This is a genomic window from Micromonospora sp. ATLC20, from assembly GCF_057196585.1.
Map to the genome: position 1 here is coordinate 1 of NZ_JBXUOV010000103.1, position 20214 is coordinate 20214.

Annotated in this window: 19 protein-coding genes; 8 read left to right on the plus strand and 11 right to left on the minus strand. The window is 74.4% G+C overall.

The genetic code is table 11. From position 1 onward, the window contains the following. Positions 1–239: hypothetical protein (locus AC2CHG_RS20350; protein WP_484525351.1), on the plus strand; the 239-nt coding region annotated here is incomplete at its 5' end. A 3-nt stretch (positions 240–242) separates the two neighbouring features. On the opposite strand, the gene AC2CHG_RS20355 is transcribed toward AC2CHG_RS20350, so the two are convergent. Continuing rightward, positions 243–938 carry a lysophospholipid acyltransferase family protein gene (locus AC2CHG_RS20355; RefSeq protein WP_366625613.1) on the minus strand — a complete coding sequence of 232 codons (696 nt, stop codon included), beginning with the start codon at positions 936–938 and terminating at the stop codon, positions 243–245. Positions 939–1124: 186 nt separating this feature from the next. Between AC2CHG_RS20355 and AC2CHG_RS20360 the strand changes: the two genes are divergently transcribed. Together AC2CHG_RS20360 and AC2CHG_RS20365 are read left to right on the plus strand one after the other, a co-directional pair. Further along, entirely contained in the window at positions 1125–1964 is an 840-nt protein-coding gene (locus AC2CHG_RS20360) for a DUF308 domain-containing protein (RefSeq protein ID WP_402811261.1), read from the plus strand. Between the two features lie 174 nt (positions 1965–2138). After that, positions 2139–3557 carry an alpha,alpha-trehalose-phosphate synthase (UDP-forming) gene (locus AC2CHG_RS20365; protein ID WP_194801177.1) on the plus strand — a complete coding sequence of 473 codons (1419 nt, stop codon included), beginning with the start codon at positions 2139–2141 and terminating at the stop codon, positions 3555–3557. 16 nt (positions 3558–3573) lie between these two features. Here AC2CHG_RS20365 and AC2CHG_RS20370 read toward each other — a convergent pair whose 3' ends face one another. The 6 genes from AC2CHG_RS20370 to AC2CHG_RS20395 form a co-directional block, all read right to left on the minus strand. Next, on the minus strand, positions 3574–4398 hold the full coding sequence (locus AC2CHG_RS20370) for an alpha/beta hydrolase (RefSeq protein WP_402811263.1): 825 nt from the start codon (positions 4396–4398) through the stop codon (positions 3574–3576). Beyond that, positions 4395–5801 (minus strand): flavin-containing monooxygenase, encoded by a 1407-nt coding sequence (locus tag AC2CHG_RS20375; protein WP_484525352.1) that lies wholly within the window; start codon positions 5799–5801, stop codon positions 4395–4397. The genes AC2CHG_RS20370 and AC2CHG_RS20375 overlap by 4 nt, the downstream gene beginning before the upstream one ends. A 380-nt stretch (positions 5802–6181) precedes the next feature. Continuing rightward, on the minus strand, positions 6182–6880 hold the full coding sequence (locus tag AC2CHG_RS20380) for an endonuclease/exonuclease/phosphatase family protein (RefSeq protein WP_484525353.1): 699 nt from the start codon (positions 6878–6880) through the stop codon (positions 6182–6184). 1 nt (position 6881) lies between these two features. Continuing rightward, positions 6882–7829, minus strand: coding sequence for an ROK family glucokinase (locus AC2CHG_RS20385; protein ID WP_013287673.1), 948 nt, complete (start codon positions 7827–7829; stop codon positions 6882–6884). A 73-nt stretch (positions 7830–7902) separates the two neighbouring features. Continuing rightward, positions 7903–8538 (minus strand): hypothetical protein, encoded by a 636-nt coding sequence (locus AC2CHG_RS20390; RefSeq protein ID WP_194801173.1) that lies wholly within the window; start codon positions 8536–8538, stop codon positions 7903–7905. A 21-nt stretch (positions 8539–8559) separates the two neighbouring features. Then, the gene (locus AC2CHG_RS20395) at positions 8560–9036 is read right to left on the minus strand and encodes an SRPBCC family protein (protein ID WP_194801172.1); all 477 of its coding nucleotides are present in this window, start codon (positions 9034–9036) and stop codon (positions 8560–8562) included. A gap of 166 nt (positions 9037–9202) precedes the next feature. On the opposite strand from AC2CHG_RS20395, the gene AC2CHG_RS20400 reads away from it, so the two are divergent. From AC2CHG_RS20400 to AC2CHG_RS20420, 5 genes are all read left to right on the plus strand, one after another. Continuing rightward, on the plus strand, positions 9203–11005 hold the full coding sequence (locus tag AC2CHG_RS20400; protein WP_355512743.1) for an AMP-dependent synthetase/ligase: 1803 nt from the start codon (positions 9203–9205) through the stop codon (positions 11003–11005). Between the two features lie 14 nt (positions 11006–11019). Then, entirely contained in the window at positions 11020–12714 is a 1695-nt protein-coding gene (locus AC2CHG_RS20405) for a sensor histidine kinase (RefSeq protein ID WP_355512745.1), read from the plus strand. 7 nt (positions 12715–12721) lie between these two features. Then, positions 12722–13390 carry a response regulator transcription factor gene (locus AC2CHG_RS20410; RefSeq protein WP_013287678.1) on the plus strand — a complete coding sequence of 223 codons (669 nt, stop codon included), beginning with the start codon at positions 12722–12724 and terminating at the stop codon, positions 13388–13390. A gap of 195 nt (positions 13391–13585) precedes the next feature. Then, positions 13586–14398: an SAM-dependent methyltransferase gene (locus tag AC2CHG_RS20415; RefSeq protein WP_355512778.1), complete on the plus strand. Its 813-nt coding sequence runs from the start codon at positions 13586–13588 to the stop codon at positions 14396–14398. 76 nt (positions 14399–14474) lie between these two features. After that, positions 14475–16151, plus strand: a complete 1677-nt coding sequence (locus AC2CHG_RS20420) for a putative bifunctional diguanylate cyclase/phosphodiesterase (protein ID WP_355512780.1) — start codon at positions 14475–14477, stop codon at positions 16149–16151. A gap of 96 nt (positions 16152–16247) precedes the next feature. Here the strand turns inward: AC2CHG_RS20420 and AC2CHG_RS20425 are convergent, their stop codons facing one another. The 4 genes from AC2CHG_RS20425 to AC2CHG_RS20440 form a co-directional block, all read right to left on the minus strand. Then, the gene (locus AC2CHG_RS20425) at positions 16248–17372 is read right to left on the minus strand and encodes a glycosyltransferase family 4 protein (protein ID WP_355512747.1); all 1125 of its coding nucleotides are present in this window, start codon (positions 17370–17372) and stop codon (positions 16248–16250) included. Further along, positions 17369–18628, minus strand: coding sequence for a M48 family metallopeptidase (locus tag AC2CHG_RS20430; RefSeq protein ID WP_357210277.1), 1260 nt, complete (start codon positions 18626–18628; stop codon positions 17369–17371). Before AC2CHG_RS20430 ends, AC2CHG_RS20425 begins: the two co-directional genes overlap by 4 nt. A 468-nt stretch (positions 18629–19096) precedes the next feature. Continuing rightward, positions 19097–19321, minus strand: coding sequence for a hypothetical protein (locus AC2CHG_RS20435; RefSeq protein WP_366625601.1), 225 nt, complete (start codon positions 19319–19321; stop codon positions 19097–19099). Between the two features lie 218 nt (positions 19322–19539). Then, positions 19540–20214 (minus strand): NYN domain-containing protein (locus AC2CHG_RS20440; protein ID WP_484525354.1); only part of this gene is annotated, 675 nt, incomplete at its 5' end.

Sequence of the window (20214 nt, forward strand, 5' to 3'; positions counted from 1 at the left end):
AGGCGGCGCTGGCCCGGGGCGACGGCGACGCCGCGCGGGCGGGCCGGCTGCTCACCGCCGCGGCCGAGGGGTACACCGAGATGACCGACGTCACCGACCAGATGATCGCGTCCGCGCTGGCGGTCGGGCCGCTCACCGAGGCGGATCCGCCGGCCGCGGCGGCGACGCTGGACCGGGTACGCGCGTTCGCCGGCCGGCACGCCGCCGGAGGGTTGCTCCGGATCGCCGGGGCGGGCTGAGGGTCAGGCCGGGACCGGCTGCCGTGCCACGACGCTCTTGGCCTTCTGCGCGTACGTGTCGACGTACTCGCGGCCGGACAGCTCCATCAGCTCGTACATGATCTCGTCGGTGACCGCCCGCTCGACGAACCGGTCGCCGGCCATCCCGGCGTAGCGGGAGAAGTCCAGCGGCGGCCCGAAGCGGATCCGCACCCGGCCCAGGTTCGGGATGATCTGGCCGGTGGGCTGGATCGCGTCGGAGTTGAGCATGGCCATCGGCACGACCGGGGCGCCGCTTTCCAGCGCCAGCCGCGCCACGCCGGTCTTGCCCCGGTAGAGCCGGCCGTCCGGCGAGCGGGTGCCCTCCGGGTAGATCCCGGCGATGCCACCGGCGCGCAGCACGGAGAGCTGGGTGTCGAGGGCGGCGCGGGCGGCCCGCCCGCCGGAGCGGTCGACCGGGATGGTGCCGGAGCCGACGAAGAACATCTTGGTGAGCCGGCCCTTGAGGCCCTTACCGGTGAAGTATTCGGCTTTCGCGATGAAGGTGACTTTTCGCTTGACGATCAGCGGTGTGAAGATCGAATCCGAGAAGGAGAGGTGGTTGCTGGCCAGGATCACCGGGCCGGTGGCTGGAACGTGCTCCAGCCCTTCCACCCGCGGACGGAAGATCAGCCTCAGCAACGGGCCGAGAACGACGTACTTCAGCAGCCAGTACAGCACCGGCGTCCTTCCCGTGTCGGTGGCGGCGGACGGGTCGCCGCGCGGCCCCGCGGGCGCCGGCGGCGCCCACGGGAGTCCGGGAAGAGGGTACGAACGACGAGCGGCACGCCACAACGCACTCCCGGAACCGGGTGCCGACGTGTCACGATTCAGGGCACGGGCAGGGAACGGCGAAGGGGGTGTCCGGTGTCAGGGGGCGGGCCCCGTCGGGGACGACGGGACAACGGGCTCGACGCGGCCGAGTACGCGGTCGCGGGCGACGTCGATCCACGCGTCGGCGAGCACCTGCTCGACGTGCTCGCCGCCGGTGGCATCGCGGCCTACCTCCAGCCCTCCGCCGACCTGAACCCGGTGACCCGCACCACCACCGTCCCGGCCCGCCCGGTCGACCGGCTCTACGTCGACAGGTCGCACCTGACCACCGCCCGCGACTACCTGACCCAGCTCGCCGACGAGGGCGCGGGTGACCCGCCGCGCGCCGACGAGCCGGACATCGAGGCCGAGTGGGCGAAGATCGTCGCCGGTTTCCACACCACGCCGAGCGCCGGCAGCCACCCCTGGCCCGCCGCCGAGGACGTGGACGACCCGCCCGCGCCGGGCACCGCCGCGGGCGGCCGGGCCGAGGAGCCCGCCGGGCCGACCGCCACCGACGTGCGCCGGCTGCCGTACGCCGCCGACGTCTCCGGCGTCTCGCTCAGCCGGGACCGCCACGACGAGGCCTCGCTGCTCGACGGCCTGGACACGTTCGGCGCGAACCTGCCCGACGAGGCGTCGGACGAGGATCACTACACCCCGCCCCCGCCGCCACCGCTGCCCCGCTTCTCCAAGTACGCGGTGCTCGGCGTGGCCTGCATCGTGCTCGGCTTCCTGCTGTTCCTGTCCCCCACCGTGGTGTCGCTGGTCGACCCGTCGGTGGTCACGCTGCTCGGCTTCACCGGCATCCTGGCCGGTTTCGTGATGCTGATCTGGCGGCTGCGTCCGGGCGACCGGGACGACCACGACCCGGACGACGGCGCGGTCGTCTGACACCGCACCGCCGGGCGCTGCCCGGATGCCGGGACGCCGCCCGCCCTGGGCCGGCGCGTAACAAGCGTGTAACTTACAGTCAGTAGGAATAGGCTGAACGTCACGTCCCGCACCGGCTGTCCGGCTTGCGTCTCCTTCCGGGTCGCCGGTCCCCTGCTGAGCGGATTGCCCGAGATGCGACAGAGCCCCCTCGTGGTGGTGGCCAACCGCCTCCCCATCGACGACAGTGTGGCGCCCGACGGCGCCTTCGAGTGGCGCCGCAGCCCCGGCGGCCTGGTGAGCGCCCTGCACCCGCTGCTGCGGCAGACACCCGCGACCTGGGTGGGCTGGGCCGGCGGCACCGGTCCCGCGCCCGAGTTGCCGGACGTGGACGGCGTGCGCATGCACACCGTGCCGTTGAGCGCCGAGGACTTCCGCGACCACTACGAGGGCTTCGCCAACGCCACCCTCTGGCCGCTCTACCACGACGCCGTCGAGCAGCCGGAGTACCACCGCCGCTGGTGGGAGGCGTACCAGCGGGTCAACCAGCGGTTCGCCGAGGCCGCGGCCCAGGTGGCCGAGCCGGGCGGCCTGGTCTGGGTGCAGGACTACCACCTCCAGCTGGTGCCCGGCCTGCTCCGCGAGCTGCGCCCCGACCTGCGGATCGGGTTCTTCCTGCACGTGCCGTTCCCGCCGCCGGAACTGTTCATGCAGCTGCCCCGCCGCGCCGAGCTGCTGCGCGGCATGCTCGGCGCCGACCTGGTCGGCTTCCAGCGGGCCCAGGCCGCGCACAACTTCGCCCAGCTCGCCACCAAGGTGCTCGGTCTGCCCGCCACCGACCGGCGGATCGGCGTGGACGGCCGGGTGGTGCGCATCGGCGCCTTCCCGGTCGCCATCGACACCGCCGAGGTGTCCGCGCTCGCCGCCCGCCCCGAGGTCGCCGAGCGGGCCCGCCGGCTGCGGCAGGACCTCGGCCGGCCCGAGCACGTGATCCTCAGCGTCGACCGGATGGACTACACGAAGGGCATCGAGCAGCGGCTCAAGGCGTACCGGGAGCTGCTCGCCAACGGCGACATCAAGGTCCGGGACACGGTGCTGGTCCAGGTGGCGGTGCCCAGCCGCGACCGGGTGGCGCAGTACCAGATCCTGCGCGACCGGGTGGAGCACCAGGTCGGCCGGATCAACGGCGAGTTCGGCCGGGTCGGCGAGCCCGCGATCCACTACCTCACCCAGCCGTTCGACCGCGCCGAACTGGTGGCGCTCTACCGGGTCGCGGACGTGATGGCGGTGACGCCGCTGCGCGACGGCATGAACCTGGTAGCGAAGGAGTACGTGGCGGCCCGGGTCGACGGCACCGGCGCGCTGCTGCTGAGCGAGTTCGCCGGCGCCGCCTCCGAACTGGAGCAGGCGTACCTGGTCAACCCGCACGACCTCGACGGCCTCAAGCAGGGGCTGCTGGCCGCGCTGCGCGCCGGCCCGGAGGACGTCGAGGCCCGGATGCGCGCGATGCGCGACCACCTGGCCCACAACGACATCCACGCCTGGGCGGCGTCCTACCTCAGCGCGCTGGAGGAGAGCGGGACGCTCGTCGGCCGCCGCCCCGCCGCCAGGTGACCCGAGCCCCCGGCGCTCACCCCTGGGCGGGTGCCGGGTCCTTGTCCAGCCAGTCCAGGATCGCGTCGATCGGCTCCCGCCAGCGGGCGTCGAGCATCAGGTCGTGTCCCATGCCGGGGAACAGCAGCGGCGCCGAGGCGTACCGCCGGGCGGCCCTGGTCAGCGCCGTCGCCGGCAGCACCCGGTCGTCCGGGCTGCCGAGCACCAGCACCGGTGGGCGGCCCACCGCCGGTTCCGGGGACCGGCCGGTCAGCAGCTGCCACTGCGCCCGCCGCCCGGCCCGGCCAAGCCGGGCCAGGTGCCGCCGCGCGTCGGCGTCCGGCAACTCCCGGCTGAACAACTGCCGCCGGTTGAGCCGCAGCCCGGCGCCGAAGACCGCAGGCACCGTGCCGACCGGGTTGCGCCGCAACGCCGTGCCGAAGGTCGCCCATCCGCCGAGCACCGGCGCCACCAGCACCGCGGCCCGCGCCGGGTAGCGGGCCATCGCGTGTGCCACGACCCGGGCGCCGGCGCCGTGCCCCACCAGCACCGCCTGCCGCGGCAGGCTCGCCGCCACCTGCGTCACGTCATGGGTGTACGACCGCAGCGTCGCCTCCGGCGCCGGCTCGCTTTCGCCGTGCCCGCGCAGGCTCAGCGCGTACGCCGGGAAGCCGCGACCGGCGGCGTGCCCCAGCCAGTGCTCGGCGAAGGCCCACGCGCCGTGCCCGAACCCGGGCACGAACAGCAGCGGCGGCTTCGCCTCCTCCCGCTCCGGCAGGGCGGCGAGCACCTCCCGGCGGGCGGGCCGTTCCGGCCGGGCCCACTCCCAGGACCGGACCACCCGCACCCGCTCGGCCGTCATTTGGTGCCCTCCAGCTCGTGCAGCGCCCGCTGGAGCGCGCGCAGGTAGTCGGCGTGCCCGACCTCGAACCAGTGCCGGGTGCTGTCCTTGACCTTCGCCGAGTACCGCTCGCCCAGTCCTTCCCGGACCTTGCGGTCGAACGCGGCGGCCCGCTCCGGCCGGGTGGCGCGCAGCGTGAGCAGCCGGGCGAACAGCACGCTCTGCCAGTGTGAGATCGGGAAGATGCCGGAGTCCGGCTGCACCAGGCCGACCACGGCGAGGGTGGGGTGACCGGCGGTGAAGGCGTTGAGCCACAGCCGGGGCCGCCCGGAGCCGTCCTCGTCGCCGAGCACCCGGCCCTTGAGGAACTCGAAGCGCGGCAGGTAGCCGGTGGCGAAGACGACCAGTTCCGGGTCGATCCGCCGGCCGTCGGTCAGCTCCACCGCGCGGTCGTCGAAGCGGGCCACGTCCGGCACCGGGGTGATCTCGCCGTGGCCGACGTAGTAGACGAGCTGGCTGTTGGCGATCGGGTGCGTCTCGTAGACCCGGTGGTCCGGCTTCGGCATGCCGAACCGGGTCAGGTCGCCGACGGTCAGCCGCAGCGTCCAGTGGTAGAGCCACTGCCGTACGCGCAGCGGCACCCGCAGCGCCAGCAGCGTGTCGTTGACCTGGTCGGCGGGGCGGCCGAGGACGTACTTCGGGGCGTACCAGTAGCCGCGGCGGGTGGAGTGCCAGCAGTGCGACGCCTGCTGCGCCGCCTCGACCGCGATGTCGCAGCCGGTGTTTCCGGCGCCGACCACGAGCACCCGCTTGCCGCGCAACTGCGCCGGGTCCTTGTAGGACGAGGCGTGCATGACCTCGCCGCGGAACTCCTCCAGCCCCTCGTAGCGGGGCAGCTTGGGCGACCAGTTGTGGCCGTTGGCGAGCACCACGGCGGCGTACCGGGAGGTGCGCTCGGGGCCGTAGCCGCCGGTGCTGCGCGTGGTCACGTCCCAGCGGTCCCCCGCGACCGGCTCGACGCGGACCACCTCGGTGCCGAACCAGACGTGCTGGCGCAGGTCGAAGTGGTCGGCGTACCGCTCGAAGTAGGACAGCAGCTGGCTGTGGTGCGGGTAGTCCGGCCAGTCGTCGGGCATCGGGAAGTCGGGGAACTGGGTGAACGGCCGGGACGAGATCAGGTGCGTGCTGCCGTACACCGGGCTGCGGTCGTGCCGCCAGTTCCAGGCGCCGCCGACGCCCGTCTCCCGCTCGTAGCAGTCGACGCCGAAGCCGGCCTCGCGGAGGTTCTTCACGGCGGTCAGGCCGCTGGCGCCGGCGCCGATGACGCAGACCGTGTCACCCCGGTCGGAGACCGGGCGGTCGTCGCGGACCGGGACGTCCGTCCGGTCCGGATCGGGGCGGCCGAGGTCGGTGGAGGAGGACACCGGGAATTCTCCTTTGTGCGGCACGCGTGCCGGGTCGGAGCGAAATCCTGCCGAGAATGCCCGCCGTTGTCCAGCCACCCGACCCGGCGCCGCCCACCCGCCCGGTCCCCCTGACACAGCGTCACCGCCGGGCCGGTCACCGAGCGTGAGTGGACCGGCCGCGCCGGAGGCGTACCCGCTTTCGCCCTTTGCTCTGCACCCACTGACGCAGCATCGCCCGGAGCTGCGCCGACGTCTCGCGGCCGTCCGGCCGGGACGCGCCCGCCGGTCACGGCGGGTAGCTGGTGCGTATATGGCGGCAGAGCAAAGGCGGCGAAGCGGTGGTCCTGCCGGCCGCCGGGCACCTGACGGTGCGTCACCGGCCCGGCGGTCCGTGCCGGTCAGGCGGTGGTCAGCAGCAGGTCGACCAGGACCGGGAAGTGGTCACTGGCCCGGCGGGCCGCCGGGGTGTCCACCACGTCGTAGTCGACCACGGTGATCCGGGGGTCGACGAAGAGCGCGTCGATGCGGCGGCGCGGGTCGGCGCAGGAGAACGTGTGCCGGTCGGCCCGGTCGGCGGCGAGCGCCGTGTCGGTGAGCCCTTCGGCGAGCGTCTGCCAGGCCGGCCCGTCCGGCCCCTCGTTGACGTCGGCACCGGCCACCACGGGCAGCGTGGAGGCGTCCAGCTCGCGCTTGAACGCCGCCGCCTGGGCGGGCCGCTCGGCCGGGTCGGTGGACAGGTGCGAGCCGGCCAGCAGCACGTCGACGCCGCCGACCCGGCAGTGCGCATAGGCGGCGCCGCGCATGTGCCGTCCCGGCGTCAGCGGGTACCGCTGGCAGCTGGTGTCGACGACCCGCACCCGCAGGCTGGTCAGCAGCACGTTGCCCAGCGACGGCAGGCCACCGGCCGCCACCACCATGCCGAACGACTCGGCCAGCGCGGCGGTCTTCTGCCGCCACCGGAACCGGCGCGGTCCCTCCTGGACGATCACCACGTCCGGCGCGGCCGCACGGACCACCTCGGCCAGCGCGGCGGTGTCGTCGCGCTGGCTGTGGATGTTGTACGACACGACCCGCAGCGGCACACCCGCATCAGTCATGTCAGATCCGCCGGGCCAGGTCGGCGGCGCCGATCACGCCGGCGGTGTTGCCCAGCTCGGCCGGGCGGACCTCGGCGACGGGCAGGCGGCTGCGCTGGGCCAGCGCGTCGGCGAACGACCGCCGGGTCGGGCCGAGCAGCAGGTCACCGGCGTCGATCACGCCGCCGCCGACCACCAGCACCTGCGGGTCGAGGATCTGCGCCATGTCGGCGAGGCTGGTGCCGAGCCAGCGGCCGACCTGGGCGAACGCCTCGGTGGAGACCGGGTCGCCGCCCTTCGCGGCGGCGGTCACCATCGGACCGGTGATCGTCTCGGCCTCGCCCCCGGCCAGCTCCAGCAACGCCGCCGCGCGGTGCGGCTCCTGCCGGGCGGCGGCGCGGGCGAAGCGGACCAGGGCGCTGCCGCTGGCGTACTGCTCGATGCAGCCCAGCCGGCCGCAGCCGCACTGGTGGCCGTCCGGCACGGTGAGCATGTGGCCCAGTTCGGCGGCGATGCCGTTGGCGCCGCGGACCAGGCCACCGCCGAGCACGATGCCGCCGCCGACGCCGGTGCCGATGGTGAACATGACCATCGAGTCGTCGGCGTCGCGGGCCGCGCCGTAGCGGAACTCCGCCCAGGCAGCCACGTTCCCGTCGTTCTCCACGATCACCGGCAGGCCGGTGGCGTCGCCGACGTACGTGCGCAGCGGCTCGTCCCGCCAGGCGAGGTTCGGGGCGAACAGCACGGTGGAGCGGGAGGCGTCGATCCAGCCGGCGGCGCCGATGCCGACCGCCTCCACGGCGTGACCGGCGGCCAGTTCGGTGACCACCTCGATGATGACGTCGCGGGTCTTGGCCACGTCGTCGGCGGGGGTGTCCCGTCGCGTCTGCACGAGTACCGTGCCGGCGTCGTCCACGACACCGCCGGCCACCTTCGTGCCACCGACGTCGACTCCGATGGTCAGCGTCACCGCTGCCACTCCCCTCTGCTGTGCTGCCCGGGGACCGGCCGAACCGGCCGTACGGTCCCGGGATGTCCGGTGGTCAGGCCCCGTCGCCTGGTGCGTCCGCGCCCACCTCTCCGGACGCCCGCGAGGCGGGCACCACGGGACGGCCGGCCGGTGTCCGGCTCGTGTCCGGCTCCGGCGGCCCGGCGGCGTCGGCGGTGGCACCCGAATCGGCCGCGCCCTCCCCACGGGTGGCGGCGGACCACACGTCCTGCTCGGGTGCCGGCTGAGAATCATGCCCGGTACGGGTCGCCTCGCGCCACACGTGGTCCCCGGATCCGTCCGGGGCGGCTGTGCCGTCGCCGGCGGTTCGCGCCGGCTCGGCGGGGGTGAACGCGCGCAGCAGGCTCGCCACCCCGGCCGCCAGGTCCCCGGCGCCCGTGGCGAGCCGCTCGGCGAATTCCGGACTCGGGTCGCGCAAGGCGGCGATACCGCGACAGACGGGGCAGACACAGCATTCCGGCGAGCCGGTGGCGAAACCGGCGGGCGCGGGCGTCTCCGGAGCGGGCCCGGCGCCGGGCGGGGTGTGACCGAGGACACCGGAGAGGATCCCACCGAGCGGACCCCAGGCACCGGAGCCGGGTGCGGCGGCGGCCATCTTCGCGCCGGCGAGCAGTGTGGCGACGAGGCGCTCGGCCTCTTCCCGGGCCGAACCCGGATCAGTGGTGCCCATGGTTCGGCTCCTCCAGCGTGACTACCGGGACGACGGTCGGTTCTCCTGCGCCGCACCGGGTGCTTCTACCCGGCGCTTGAGCTGCTTCAACGCCGCGTCCATGATCATTTTCTCGGCCTTGCGGCGGAACATGCCGAGCATCGCCACGGACAGCTCCACCTCGAGGGTGTACGTCACCGTGGTCGTCCCGTCCGGGTTGCCCACCAGGTCGTACGACCCGCGCTGGGAGCGCTGCATCTTCGACGGGGCGACCAGGTGCCACTCGATCCGGGAGATGTCCTCGGCGTACTCGTAGGCCAGCACGTACTCGTCGGCCATCACGCCCGCGTCGAGCGTGAACCGGACCTGGCTGGCGTAGCCGTCCTCGTACTCCTCGATCACCTCGGCCCGGCGTACCGCCTCGGCCCACTCGGGATAGCTCGGGAAGTCGCAGATGACGGCCGCCACCCGGTCCGGTGACGCGCCGATGATGATCGACTGGGTGGAGGAGTCCGCCATGGGGGGAGGCTACCCGGCCGGCTCCCGGCCGGTCCCGCTCCACCCGCCGGACGGCGTCCCACCAGCCGGGCGGGCAACCTCCCTGGCAGACCCCCCGGGGTGTGCGGGTAGGTTTCGACAGAGCCGACCAGGCCGGCCCCCGCCGGTAGAGCACGAGGGAGTGCAGGTGCGCGAGTTCTCCGTCCCGCCGATCGTCACCGTCGGCGACGCGGCCAACCTGACCGACCCGGTCTGGGAAAACGCCGAGGTCGCCCCGGACACCGTGCAGTTCGTCCGCCCCGGCGCGGGGACGGACGCGCGTGAGGATGTCACCTGCCGCCAGTTCCGCGACGAGGTCGTGGCGGTGGCGCAGGGCCTGATCGCCGCCGGCGTCTCCCCCGGCGACCGGGTCGGCCTGATGAGCCGCACCCGCTACGAGTGGACCCTGTTCGACTACGCGATCTGGGCGGCCGGCGCGGTGACCGTGCCGATCTACGAGACGTCCAGCGCCGAGCAGGCCGCCTGGATCCTCGGCGACTCCGGCGCCGTCGCCGTCGTGGTGGAGAGCACCGCGCACGCCACCATGGTCGCGGGCGTCCGGGACCGCCTGCCCGAACTGCGCGAGGTCTGGCAGATCGACCTGGGCGCCGTCGACGACCTGGTCGCCGCCGGCGCGTCGGTGGACCGGGCCGAGGTGGAGACCCGCCGCTCGCTGCTCAAGGCCGACGACGTCGCCACGATCATCTACACCAGCGGCACCACCGGCCGGCCCAAGGGCTGCGTGCTGACCCACCGCAACATCTACTCCGACATCGCCAACGCGGTGCCGGTGCTGCCGAACCTGTTCCGCCAGGGCGCCTCCACCCTGCTGTTCCTGCCGCTCGCGCACGCCTTCGCCCGGCTCATCCAGGTCGGCGTGGTGCACGCCCGGGCCACCATGGCGCACTGCGCGGACACCAAGAACCTGGTCGCCGAGCTGCAGGACTTCAAGCCGACGTTCGTGCTCTCCGTACCCCGGGTCTTCGAGAAGGTCTACAACGGCGCGCGGCAGAAGGCCGAGGCCGAGGGCAAGGGCAAGATCTTCGACCGCGCGGAGAAGGTCGCCATCGCGTGGAGCGAGGCGCAGGAACTGCCCGGCGGTCCGGGCCTGGGGCTGCGCGCCCAGCATGCCCTCTTCGACAAGCTGGTCTACCGCAAGCTGCGGGCGGCGATGGGCGGCCGGTGCCGCGACGCCATCTCGGGCGGCGCGCCGCTGGGCGCGCGGCTCGGGCACTTCTTCCGCGGCGTCGGGGTGACCATCTGCGAGGGCTACGGCCTCACCGAGACCTCGCCGGCCGCCGCCGCCAACCTGCCCACCGGCACCCGGATCGGCACCGTCGGCCGCCCGCTGCCCGGCGTCACCATCCGGATCGACGACGACGGCGAGGTCCTGATCGCCGGCGACATCGTCTTCCAGGGCTACTGGCACAACGACGCGGCCACCGCCGAGGCGATCAGCACCGACGGCTGGTTCCGCACCGGCGACCTCGGGCACCTGGACGACGACGGCTACCTGAGCATCACCGGCCGGAAGAAGGAGATCATCGTGACCGCCGGCGGCAAGAACGTCGCCCCGGCGGTGCTGGAGGACCAGGTACGGGCGCACCCGCTGATCAGCCAGTGCGTGGTGGTCGGCGACCGGCAGCCGTTCATCGCCGCGCTGGTCACCATCGACGAGGAGGCGCTGCCGAAGTGGCTGGCCGGGCAGGGGCGCCCGGAGACCACGAGCATGGCCGAGCTGCGCGACGACGCGGCACTGCGCGCCGAGGTGCAGTCCGCGATCGACCAGGCCAACCAGGCGGTGTCCAAGGCCGAGGCGATCAAGGTGTTCCGGATCCTGCCGCAGGACTTCACCGAGACCACCGGCGAGCTGACCCCGTCGCTGAAGGTCAAGCGTCAGGTCGTGCACAAGACGTACGCCTCGGAGATCGCCGAGATCTACCGGGGCTGACTACCATCCGTCACGTGCCCGCCTCCACATCCCGCCAGCCGTCGACGCAGCCCCTCGCGGCGGCGGCTCGCGCGGTCCTCCTCGCGCTGGTCGCCGCCCTGACCCTGTTCGCCACCCGCGACGCCACCCAGCTCTGGTGGATCGCCCTGCTGGGCGTCGCCGGCCTGCCCGCCGTGCTCGCCCCCCAACACCGGCTGCTCGCGCCGATCAGCCGCTTCGCCGAGGTGGTGGTGCTCGGGCTGGCCGCCAGCCAGGTCGCCGCCGACACCCACCTTTCCGGCGTGACCGGCGGGCTGGGCGCCTCGGCGGTGCTGCCGTACCTCGCCGTGCCGGTCACCGTGACCGCGCTCAGCCGCCGCTTCCGCGAGGGCGCCGCGCTGCTCGCGGTGGCGGCGGCGACGCTGCTGGCCAGCGCCGCGTTCACCCAGGTCGACGGCGGGCCGCAGCTCGGCCAGGTCGGCTACCTCGCGGTCTGCGCGCAGTGGCTGATCCTCGCCGGGCTCGGCCTCTACACCGCCGGCACGCTCCAGCGCGTCATGCGGGTGCGCGGCGAGGGCAAACCCCAGCCGTACGCCGAGGCGACCCGCCTGCTCACCCAGCTCCGTACGGTCGCCCGCCAGCTGCCCGGCGCCACCCTGGACCCGGGCGGCATCTCCGAGCACCTGCTGGAGGAGCTGCGGGTGGTCGCCAAGACCGACCGGGGCGCGGTGCTGTCCGCCAGCGGCGGCGGCCGGCTCGTGGTGCTCGCGCAGATCGGCGCGGACCGGGTCGACTGGGAGACCACGCTCGACGCCGACTCGGCCATCGCCGACGCCTGGGCCACCCAGCAGCCGACCGTCTCGGCCCGCTCGCAGGCCCGGTCCCGGCACTCCGGCGAGGTCTCCGCGCTGATCGTCCCGCTGGTGGCGGGCGTGCGCACGGTCGGCCTGGTGGTGATCGAGGCGGACACCGCCGCCGCGTACCCGCCGCCGGTGGTGTCCCGGGTGACGGCGCTGACCGGCCCGGCGGCGCTGCGGCTGGAGGCGGCGCTGCTCTTCGACGAGGTGCGCTCGCTGGCGACGAACGAGGAGCGGCAGCGGCTGGCCCGGGAGATCCACGACGGGGTCGCCCAGGAGCTTGTCATGGTCGGGTACGGCATCGACAACGCGCTCGCCACCGTGCACGAGGACGCCGAGGAGACCGCCGACTCGCTGCGGACGCTGCGCCAGGAGGTCACCCGGGTGATCACCGAGCTGCGGCTGAGCCTGTTCGAGCTGCGCAGCGAGGTGGACCGGCACGGTGGCCTGGCCGCCGCCATCGCCGAGTACGCCCGCACCGTCGGCGCCTCCGGTGGCCTGCGGGTGCACCTGTCGCTGGACGAGTCCACCGCCCGGCTGCCCGCCGCCACCGAGGCCGAGTTGCTGCGCATCGCGCAGGAGGCGGTGACGAACGCGCGCAAGCACGCCGGCGCGTCGAACCTGTGGGTCACGTGCGAGGTGGATCCCCCGTACACCCGAATCGAAGTGTCGGATGACGGTCACGGCATCGGTGACCAGCGCCCGGACGGGCACTATGGCCTTGCGATCATGGCCGAGAGGGCGGAACGTATCCGAGGCCGGTTGGAGATCAGGCCGCGGCAGCCGAGTGGGACGACTGTGGCGGTGGTGCTCGGTTCGTCGCCCCGGCGCGATAAGGTGCGCGGCAGCGCCGCAGCAGCAGAAGGGGAGTAACCCGAGGATGACCAGCAGTCCGACACCGGCCACCCGTACCAAGGTTCTCCTGGTCGACGACCACGACCTCATCCGCAAGGGGCTGCGTCACGCGTTCGAGCGCGACCGTCAGTTCGAGGTCGTGGGCGAGGCGGCCACCGCGGCGGAGGGCGTGCGCCAGGCCGGCGCGCTCCAGCCCGACGTGGTGATCATGGACCTCCGCCTGCCCGACGGCAGCGGCCTGGAGGCCACCCGCGCCCTGCGCAAGTCCAGCGCGTCCATGGGCATCGTCGTGCTCACCATGTACGCCGGTGACGACCAGCTCTTCGGTGCCCTGGAGGCGGGCGCGAGCGCGTTCGTGCCGAAGACCGCCCCGGCCGACGAGGTGGTGGCCGCCGCCCGGCACGCCGCCTCCTCCCCCAGCGCGTTCACCGCGGCCGACCTGGCCGAGGCGATGAAGCGCCGGCTGGCGCCGTCCGGCCCGCAGCTGTCCCCCCGTGAGGGCCAGGTGCTGCGGCTGCTCGCCGACGGCATGAGCGTGGCCGGCATCGCCAAGCAGCTGTTCGTCAGCGAGTCGACCGCCAAGACCCACATCTCCAAGCTCTACGAGAAGCTGGGTGCCGCCAACCGGGCGCAGGCGCTGATGACGGCGCTGCGGCTGGGGCTGCTGGAGGCCCCGGACGCGCCGAAGTTCTGACACCTACCGCCGAAGAGGCCCCGTCCGCCACGGACGCGGGCCTCTCGGCGTTTCCGGCCCCGGCTGGTCGCTGACGGTGACCGCCCGGACGCGCAGTGACGGCGGTCTTTGCAGCGCGACGGCGGAGGGGCAGAATACCCGGGTGATCCGCGCGGCGGTGACGACCGCGTGTCGCCGACACCCGAGGGGCAGGACATGCAGCGGCCGGACTGGGCACCCGAGACGATCGACATCGAGCGCCCCAGCGTCGCCCGCATGTACGACTACTACCTCGGCGGCTCGCACAACTTCGCGGCCGACCGGGCGGCCGCCCGCGCGATGGTCGAGGCGGTGCCGGAGGCGCCGCTGATGGCGCAGGCCAACCGCGCGTTCCTGCGCCGGGCGGTGCAGTACCTCGCCCAGGCCGGCATCCGCCAGTTCCTCGACATCGGCTCCGGCATCCCGACCGTCGGCAACGTCCACGAGATCGCCCAGCGGATCGACAGGGAGTCGCGCGTGGTCTACGTCGACGTGGACCCGGTGGCGGTGGCGCACAGCCAGGAGATCCTGGCCGGAAACGAGAACGCCACAGTGCTGCAGGAGGACCTGCGCAACCCGGAGGCGATCCTGTCCCACCCGGAGGTCACCCGGCTGCTGGACTTCACCCGGCCGGTCGCCGTGATGATCGTGGCGGTGCTGCACTTCGTCCCGGACGCCGACCGCCCCGAGGAGATCCTGCGGACGCTGCGCGGGGCGCTGGCGCCCGGCAGCCACCTGGTGCTCTCCCAGGCCAGCGAGGAGGGCCGCGACGGCACCGGCGAGCGGGCCGAGGCGGAGCGGGTCTACCGGCGTACCGACAGCCAGCTCTGGATCCGCAGCCGGGCCGAGATGACCGCGCTGTTCGACGGCTTCGAGCTGGTCGACCCGGGTGTGGTGTGGGTGCCGCAGTGGCGGCCGGACTCCCCCGACCAGGCGGAGAACGCCGAACGGGCCGTGTTCATGGGCGGGGTCGGGCGGCTCGGTGGGTGACGACGCGACCCGCAGCAGGCCCGGCGTGTTCGCCCGGGCCTGGGCCAAGGCGGTGTCCGGCACCAGCTATCTGCCGATGACCCAGTCGCAGCTGGAGGAGATGCTGCAACGGCTCACCGACCGGCTGGCCCAGGCGCTGCGCGCCGAGCCGTTCGACCTGCGGATCGGCCAGCAGGTCGGCGCGGAGCTGGTGCAGGCGCACATCGCCTCCGCGGAAGGGCTGGGCCGCACCGTCGAGGTGATCCAGCTGCGCCTGGTCCGCGACCTCGACCTGGTCGTCGACGACGTCGAGGACCGGATGGCGCGGCTGCTCGCCACCGTCGCCACCGGGTACGCCCGCGCCCTGCGCGACCGCACGCTGGACGAGCAGGAGTCCATCCGCCGGGCCGCCATGATGGCCCGGGCGCAGGCGGAGCGGGCGCTGCGCGACAGCGAGGCCCGGTTCCGGCACCAGGCCACCCACGACCCGCTCACCGGCCTGCCGAACCGCACGCTGTTCACCGAACGGCTGACCGCCGCGATCACCGCGCCCGGGCGGGGCGCCGACCGGGTCGGTGTCTGCTTCCTCGACCTGGACCGGTTCAAGGTGGTAAACGACTCCCTCGGCCACCAGATCGGCGACTCGCTGCTGGTGACGGTGGCCCAGCGGCTGCACGGCGCTCTCGGCGAACACCTGGTGGCCCGGCTCGGCGGCGACGAGTTCGTGATCCTGGTCGAGCGCACCGCCGGCACCGATGACGCGGTGCAGGTCGCCGAGTCGGCGCTTGCCGCGATACGGGAGCCGGCGCTCGTCGACGGCCACGAGCTGACCGTGTCCGCGAGCATCGGCATCGTGGAGCGCCCGGTCGAGGGCACCTCACCGATGGACCTGATGCGCGCGGCCGACAGCACGCTGCACTGGGCCAAGGCCGCCGGCGGGGCCCGCTGGTCGCTGTTCGACGCCGACCGCAACCGCCGCGACCTGGCCCGGTACGCGCTGTCCGCGGCGATCCCCGCCGCGCTGGACCGGGGCGAGTTCTACCTCGACTACCAGCCGCTGACGTCGTTGCGCGACGGGCGGGTGCTCGGCATGGAGGCGCTGGTGCGCTGGCGCCACCCGGAGCTGGGTGTGCTGCGGCCGGACAGCTTCATCCCGCTGGCCGAGGAGACCGGGCTGATCGTCCGGCTCGGCAGCTGGGTGCTGGCCGAGGCGTGCCGCGAGGCGGGCACCTGGCCGGGTGCGGACGGCGACGCGCCGTTCGTCAGCGTCAACCTCGCCGTCCGGCAGTTGCACCGCTCCGACCTGGTGACCGAGGTACGCGGCGTGCTCGGGCGCACCGGCCTGCCGCCGCAGCGGCTGCAACTGGAGATCACCGAGAGCACCATGATGAGCACCGTGGTCGAGCCGGTGCGCGCCCTGCGGGTGCTCGGTGACCTCGGCGTCCGGGTCGCCATCGACGACTTCGGCACCGGCTACTGCAACCTCGCGTACCTGCGGGACCTGCCGGTCGACGAGCTGAAGGTGGCGGGCGAGTTCGTGACCGGCCTGCGCGCGCCGGGCAGCGGCACCGACGAGCGGATCCTCGCCTCGCTCGTGTCGCTGGCGCACGCGCTGGGCCTCACCGTCACCGCCGAGGGCGTGGAGACGGCCGACCAGGCCGACCGGCTGCGCGCGATCGGCTGCGACGCCGGGCAGGGCTGGCACTTCGGCCGTCCCGGCCCGGCCGCGCCGCACCTGGGCCGGGTGCCCGCCCACGTCGACGCGGCCTCCTGACGCTGCCGTCGCCTGACCCGGCCGCCGCCTGACCGGGCCGGCCCGCGGTGCCCTGATCCGGCTGGCACGCGGGCTCCTGGCCCGGCCGGCACGCGGTCAGCCGGCCAGCAGGGCGGCCATCCGCTGCGCCTGCGTCTCCCAGCGCCACTCCCGCTCCACCCAGGCGCGGCCGGCGGCGCCGAACTGCCGGGCCAGGTCCCGGTCGGCGAGCAGCATGGCGACCCGGTCGGCGAGCTGGGCCACGTCCCGGCCCCCGACCACGTACCCGGTCTCCCCCTCGCGGACCGCGTCCGGCGCGCCGCCGGAGTCTCCGGCCACCACCGGCAGCCCGGTCGCGCTCGCCTCCAGGTAGACGATGCCGAGGCCCTCCACGTCCAGCCCGCGGTTGCGGGTGCGGCACGGCATCGCGTAGACGTCGCCGGCCGCGTAGTGGGCGGGCAGCTCGGCCGAGGGCACCGAGCCGGTGAAGACCACGTCGCGTTCCAGCCCGGTCTGCCGGGCCAGCTTCTCCAGCGTCGAGCGGTACGGGCCGCCGCCGACCACGAGCAGCGCGGCGTCGGGCACCCGGCGGCGGATCTCCGGCAGCGCGCGGATCAGCATGTCCTGGCCCTTGCGGGGCACCAGCCGCGACACGCACACCACCACCGGCCGGTCGGCCAGCCCGAGCCGCGACCGGACCCGCCCGCCGTCTACGTCCGGGTGGTAGGTGTCCACGTCCACGCCGGGCGCGAGCCGGCGCAGCTCGGTCAGCCCGTCCAGCACGCGGGCCAGCCGCGCCCGGGTGTACTCGCCGAGGTAGGTGGTCACGTCCACGCCCCGCCCGATCCGGCGCAGCGCCGACCGGGCGCCTGGGAGCGCCGCCCAGCCGACCTCGTGGCCGTGGGTCAGCGCCACCGCCCGGCGGATCCCGGCCCGCCGCCGCAGGCCCGCGGCGAGCAGCCCCAGCGGGGCCGCCGCGCCGAACCACACGGTGTCGCAGTCGTACGCGCGGGCCAGCCGCGCCGCCCGCCGGGCGATCAGCGGGGTGGGCAGCAGCACCCGGGTCCGCTCCCGGACCACCTCGAACGGCTGGTCGGCGTCGAACTTCTCCGCGCCGCGCCAGCTCGACGCGTACACCACCACCGAACCGGGCTGCTGGCGCACGGCGAGGTTGTGAACGAACGACTGGATGCCGCCGGGGCGCGGCGGGAAGTCGTTGGTGATCAGCAAGGTGCGGCTCATCGGCCGGACTCCCTGGCGTAGGCGCGGGCGGCGGCCATCCGCTCCACGGTGGACGGGTGGGTCGCCGACCAGAGGCGCTCCCAGCGCGGCGGGTCCGGGTCGGCCAGGTTGACCCCGGCCAGTCGTCGCTGCATCGCCTCGAAGGTCGCCGGGTCGCCGGTGAGCGCCAGCGCGTGGGCGTCGGCGCGGGCCTCGATCCGGCGCGAGACCAGCGCCTGCGCCGGGGTGGCGAGCAGCCCGGCGACCGTGACCAGCGCGATCAGCAGCGGGAAGGCCCGCGGATGGGCGATCGAGTCGACGCCGGCGAGCCGCAGCAGCGGCGTCCACGAGCCGATCAGGTAGAGCGCCACCACCGCGGCGGCGGCGCCGAGCGCGCCGAGCACCGTGCCGGTCCACACGTCCCGGTCCTTGGCGTGCCCCAGCTCGTGGGCGACCACGCTGGTCACCTCGGCCGGTTCCGCCTCGCGCAGCAGCGTGTCGTAGACGACCACCCGCCGGGTCGGGCCGAGCCCGGAGACGTACGCGTTCACCGCACTGGTACGCCGGGACGCGTCGGCGACGAGCACGTCGCGCACCGGTACGCCGTCCCGGGCGGCCATCGCGGTCAGCTCGGTGCGCAGCGGACCCGGCTCCATCGGGGTGAACCGGTTGAACACCGGCTCGACCAGCACCGGCAGCACGAACGACAGCACCACCACAAGGGCCGCCGCGCCGGCCGCGCCGAACGCCCACCACCAGCGCGGGGCGAGCCGCACCACCGTGTAGAAGCCGAGCAGGACCAGCGCGCCGATCACCGCGCTGACCGCGTACGACTTGAGCAGGTCGACGGCCCAGCCGCCCCAGCTCTGGGTGCTCAGCCCGTAGCGGACCAGCACGGTGCGGCGCCAGGCCGCGAACGGCAGCGTGAGCAGGTCGGCGAGGAACATGACGGCGAGCCCGCCGAGCACTGCCTGCGCGATCCAGTGCCCGCCGAAGGGCCGGCCGACCAGTTCGACCAGGCGCCCGCCCAGCGGGGTCAGCCCGAGCAGCAACGCCACCACCAGCCCGACCGCCAGCGCCGACCAGGCCGCCGGGCGCAGCGCGCCGTGGAAGGCCCGGCCCCGGGTCACCTGCTCGGCCGGGAGGTCACGCAGTGCCGCGAGCTGGTCGGCGCGGGGCGCCGGCGGGCGGCTCCACGGCACCAGCAGCACCACCGCCACGAGCAGCGCGACCACCAGGCCGCCCAGGGTCAGCAGCGCCCAGGCGCGCGGGGTCACCGGCCCACCCCGCCGTCGTGCCGCGTCCGCGTCATGCCGCTCCCCTCCCGCCGTGACCGCCCATCCTATTGCCCGGCCGCGCAAGCGGGACCGCCGTGCCCGCCACGCCGGTCCCGCCCGCCCCGCCCGCGCGCGGCCTCCAGCCCACCCGCGCGCCGATCTTGGAGTTGTGGCGGCTGACAAACACGGCTACTCGGACATCCTGGGCGCCACAACTCCAAGATCGATGGCCCTTGCCGGGGCGGGGAAGAGCTTGCCGGGCTGGGGACGAGAAGGAGGGTCAGATGTGGCTGGGATCCAGATTCAGGGGACCGAGGAGCAGCTACGGGCCAGGGTGGGCCGACGCGGCAGACGGCGGCACGGGCCCGATCGGCGAGCGGTGGACGGGGTGATCCCGACGGACGCCCTGAGCACCCCGGGGCGGCCCTCCTTCAGCGGCAGGCGGAAACCGGCGGGCAGCGGGCGGCGTCAGGCGACCCGGCGACGACGGCCGGGGCGGCGGGGCATCGGCGCCGGCGCCTCGGCGGGCGCCGACGGCAGCACCTCCACCTCGAATCCGGCCCGCGCGAACACCTCGATCGCCCGGTGCTCGGCCGGGCCCAGGTCGGCCGGGTCGGAGTCGAGCAGTGCGGTCACCAGGCAGCCGGAGCAGCCGGCGCCGCGGTTGCCGCAGGTGTCGCAGTCGATCAGCATCAACGCCTCCTGACGGGTCGCCGGTGGCGCTCGGGGAAGGGACCACCACCGTCGGTCACCACGACGCTAACGCTCGGGTATGACAGAACCGGACAACGAGGCAGCAGCCGCCGCGAAAACGAACCAGTACGCCGAAGTGGCGCGATCAGCACGCGCCCGACCCCGCCACTCCCCCGATCTGGAGTCGATCAAGCGGGGGGGGCGACGCGGAGAAAGGCTCAGGAACGGGCCAGGCGCCGCAGCAGCGAGTCGGCGCCCAGCGGGTACGCGCCGTGCCGGCGTACCCCGTCGGCGACCTCGCGGTCCGAGGAGACCACGACCACCGGCCGCCCGGCCGGCTCGGCGCGGACCAGGCGGCGGATCAGCTCGTCGGCGGTCTCGCCCTTGCGGGAGAACAGCACCCGCACGCCGCGCGGCGCCGGTGGCAGGCCGTGGATCCGCTCGGCGCCGTCGAAGACGACTGTGACCTCGTCCCCGGTCTGCGCGGCGATCCCGCCCAGCCCGGTGATCAGCCGCTTGCGCTGCTGCTCCAGCGACATCTCGCCGAAGCCGCGCTTCGTCACGTTGTAGCCGTCCACCACGAGGTGCGCCCGCGGCAGCGCGAGCAACTGGTCGAGGCGGGCCGGGTCGTCGGTGTCGCGGGCCCGCGTTGACGGGCCGGCCTGGGCGGCGCCCGGCTGCTCGGCGAACGCGTCGGCGACGAAGTCGGCCGGGAGCCTGTCCACCGGGTCGAGCGCCAGCTCGCGGCGCAGCCCCACGGCGGCCTGGCCGATCGTCTCCAGCAGCAGCCACAGCCGCGCGTCGTCGACCGAGCGGGCCTCCTTGGCGCTGGCCCGGGCCACGCCGGCGGCGGCCTCCGCCTCGGCCAGCCGGGCTCGGGCGCGGCGCAGCTC

Excerpts from the sequence above, each read along its gene's own strand:
- AC2CHG_RS20365 (WP_194801177.1), top strand. The coding sequence starts at position 2,139 with ATGCGACAGAGCCCCCTCGTGGTGGTGGCCAACCGCCTCCCCATCGAC.
- AC2CHG_RS20370 (WP_402811263.1), bottom strand. The coding sequence starts at position 4,398 with ATGACGGCCGAGCGGGTGCGGGTGGTCCGGTCCTGGGAGTGGGCCCGG.
- AC2CHG_RS20380 (WP_484525353.1), bottom strand. The coding sequence starts at position 6,880 with ATGACTGATGCGGGTGTGCCGCTGCGGGTCGTGTCGTACAACATCCAC.
- AC2CHG_RS20390 (WP_194801173.1), bottom strand. The coding sequence starts at position 8,538 with ATGGGCACCACTGATCCGGGTTCGGCCCGGGAAGAGGCCGAGCGCCTC.
- AC2CHG_RS20395 (WP_194801172.1), bottom strand. The coding sequence starts at position 9,036 with ATGGCGGACTCCTCCACCCAGTCGATCATCATCGGCGCGTCACCGGAC.
- AC2CHG_RS20410 (WP_013287678.1), top strand. The coding sequence starts at position 12,722 with ATGACCAGCAGTCCGACACCGGCCACCCGTACCAAGGTTCTCCTGGTC.
- AC2CHG_RS20415 (WP_355512778.1), top strand. The coding sequence starts at position 13,586 with ATGCAGCGGCCGGACTGGGCACCCGAGACGATCGACATCGAGCGCCCC.
- AC2CHG_RS20420 (WP_355512780.1), top strand. The coding sequence starts at position 14,475 with ATGACCCAGTCGCAGCTGGAGGAGATGCTGCAACGGCTCACCGACCGG.
- AC2CHG_RS20425 (WP_355512747.1), bottom strand. The coding sequence starts at position 17,372 with ATGAGCCGCACCTTGCTGATCACCAACGACTTCCCGCCGCGCCCCGGC.
- AC2CHG_RS20435 (WP_366625601.1), bottom strand. The coding sequence starts at position 19,321 with ATGCTGATCGACTGCGACACCTGCGGCAACCGCGGCGCCGGCTGCTCC.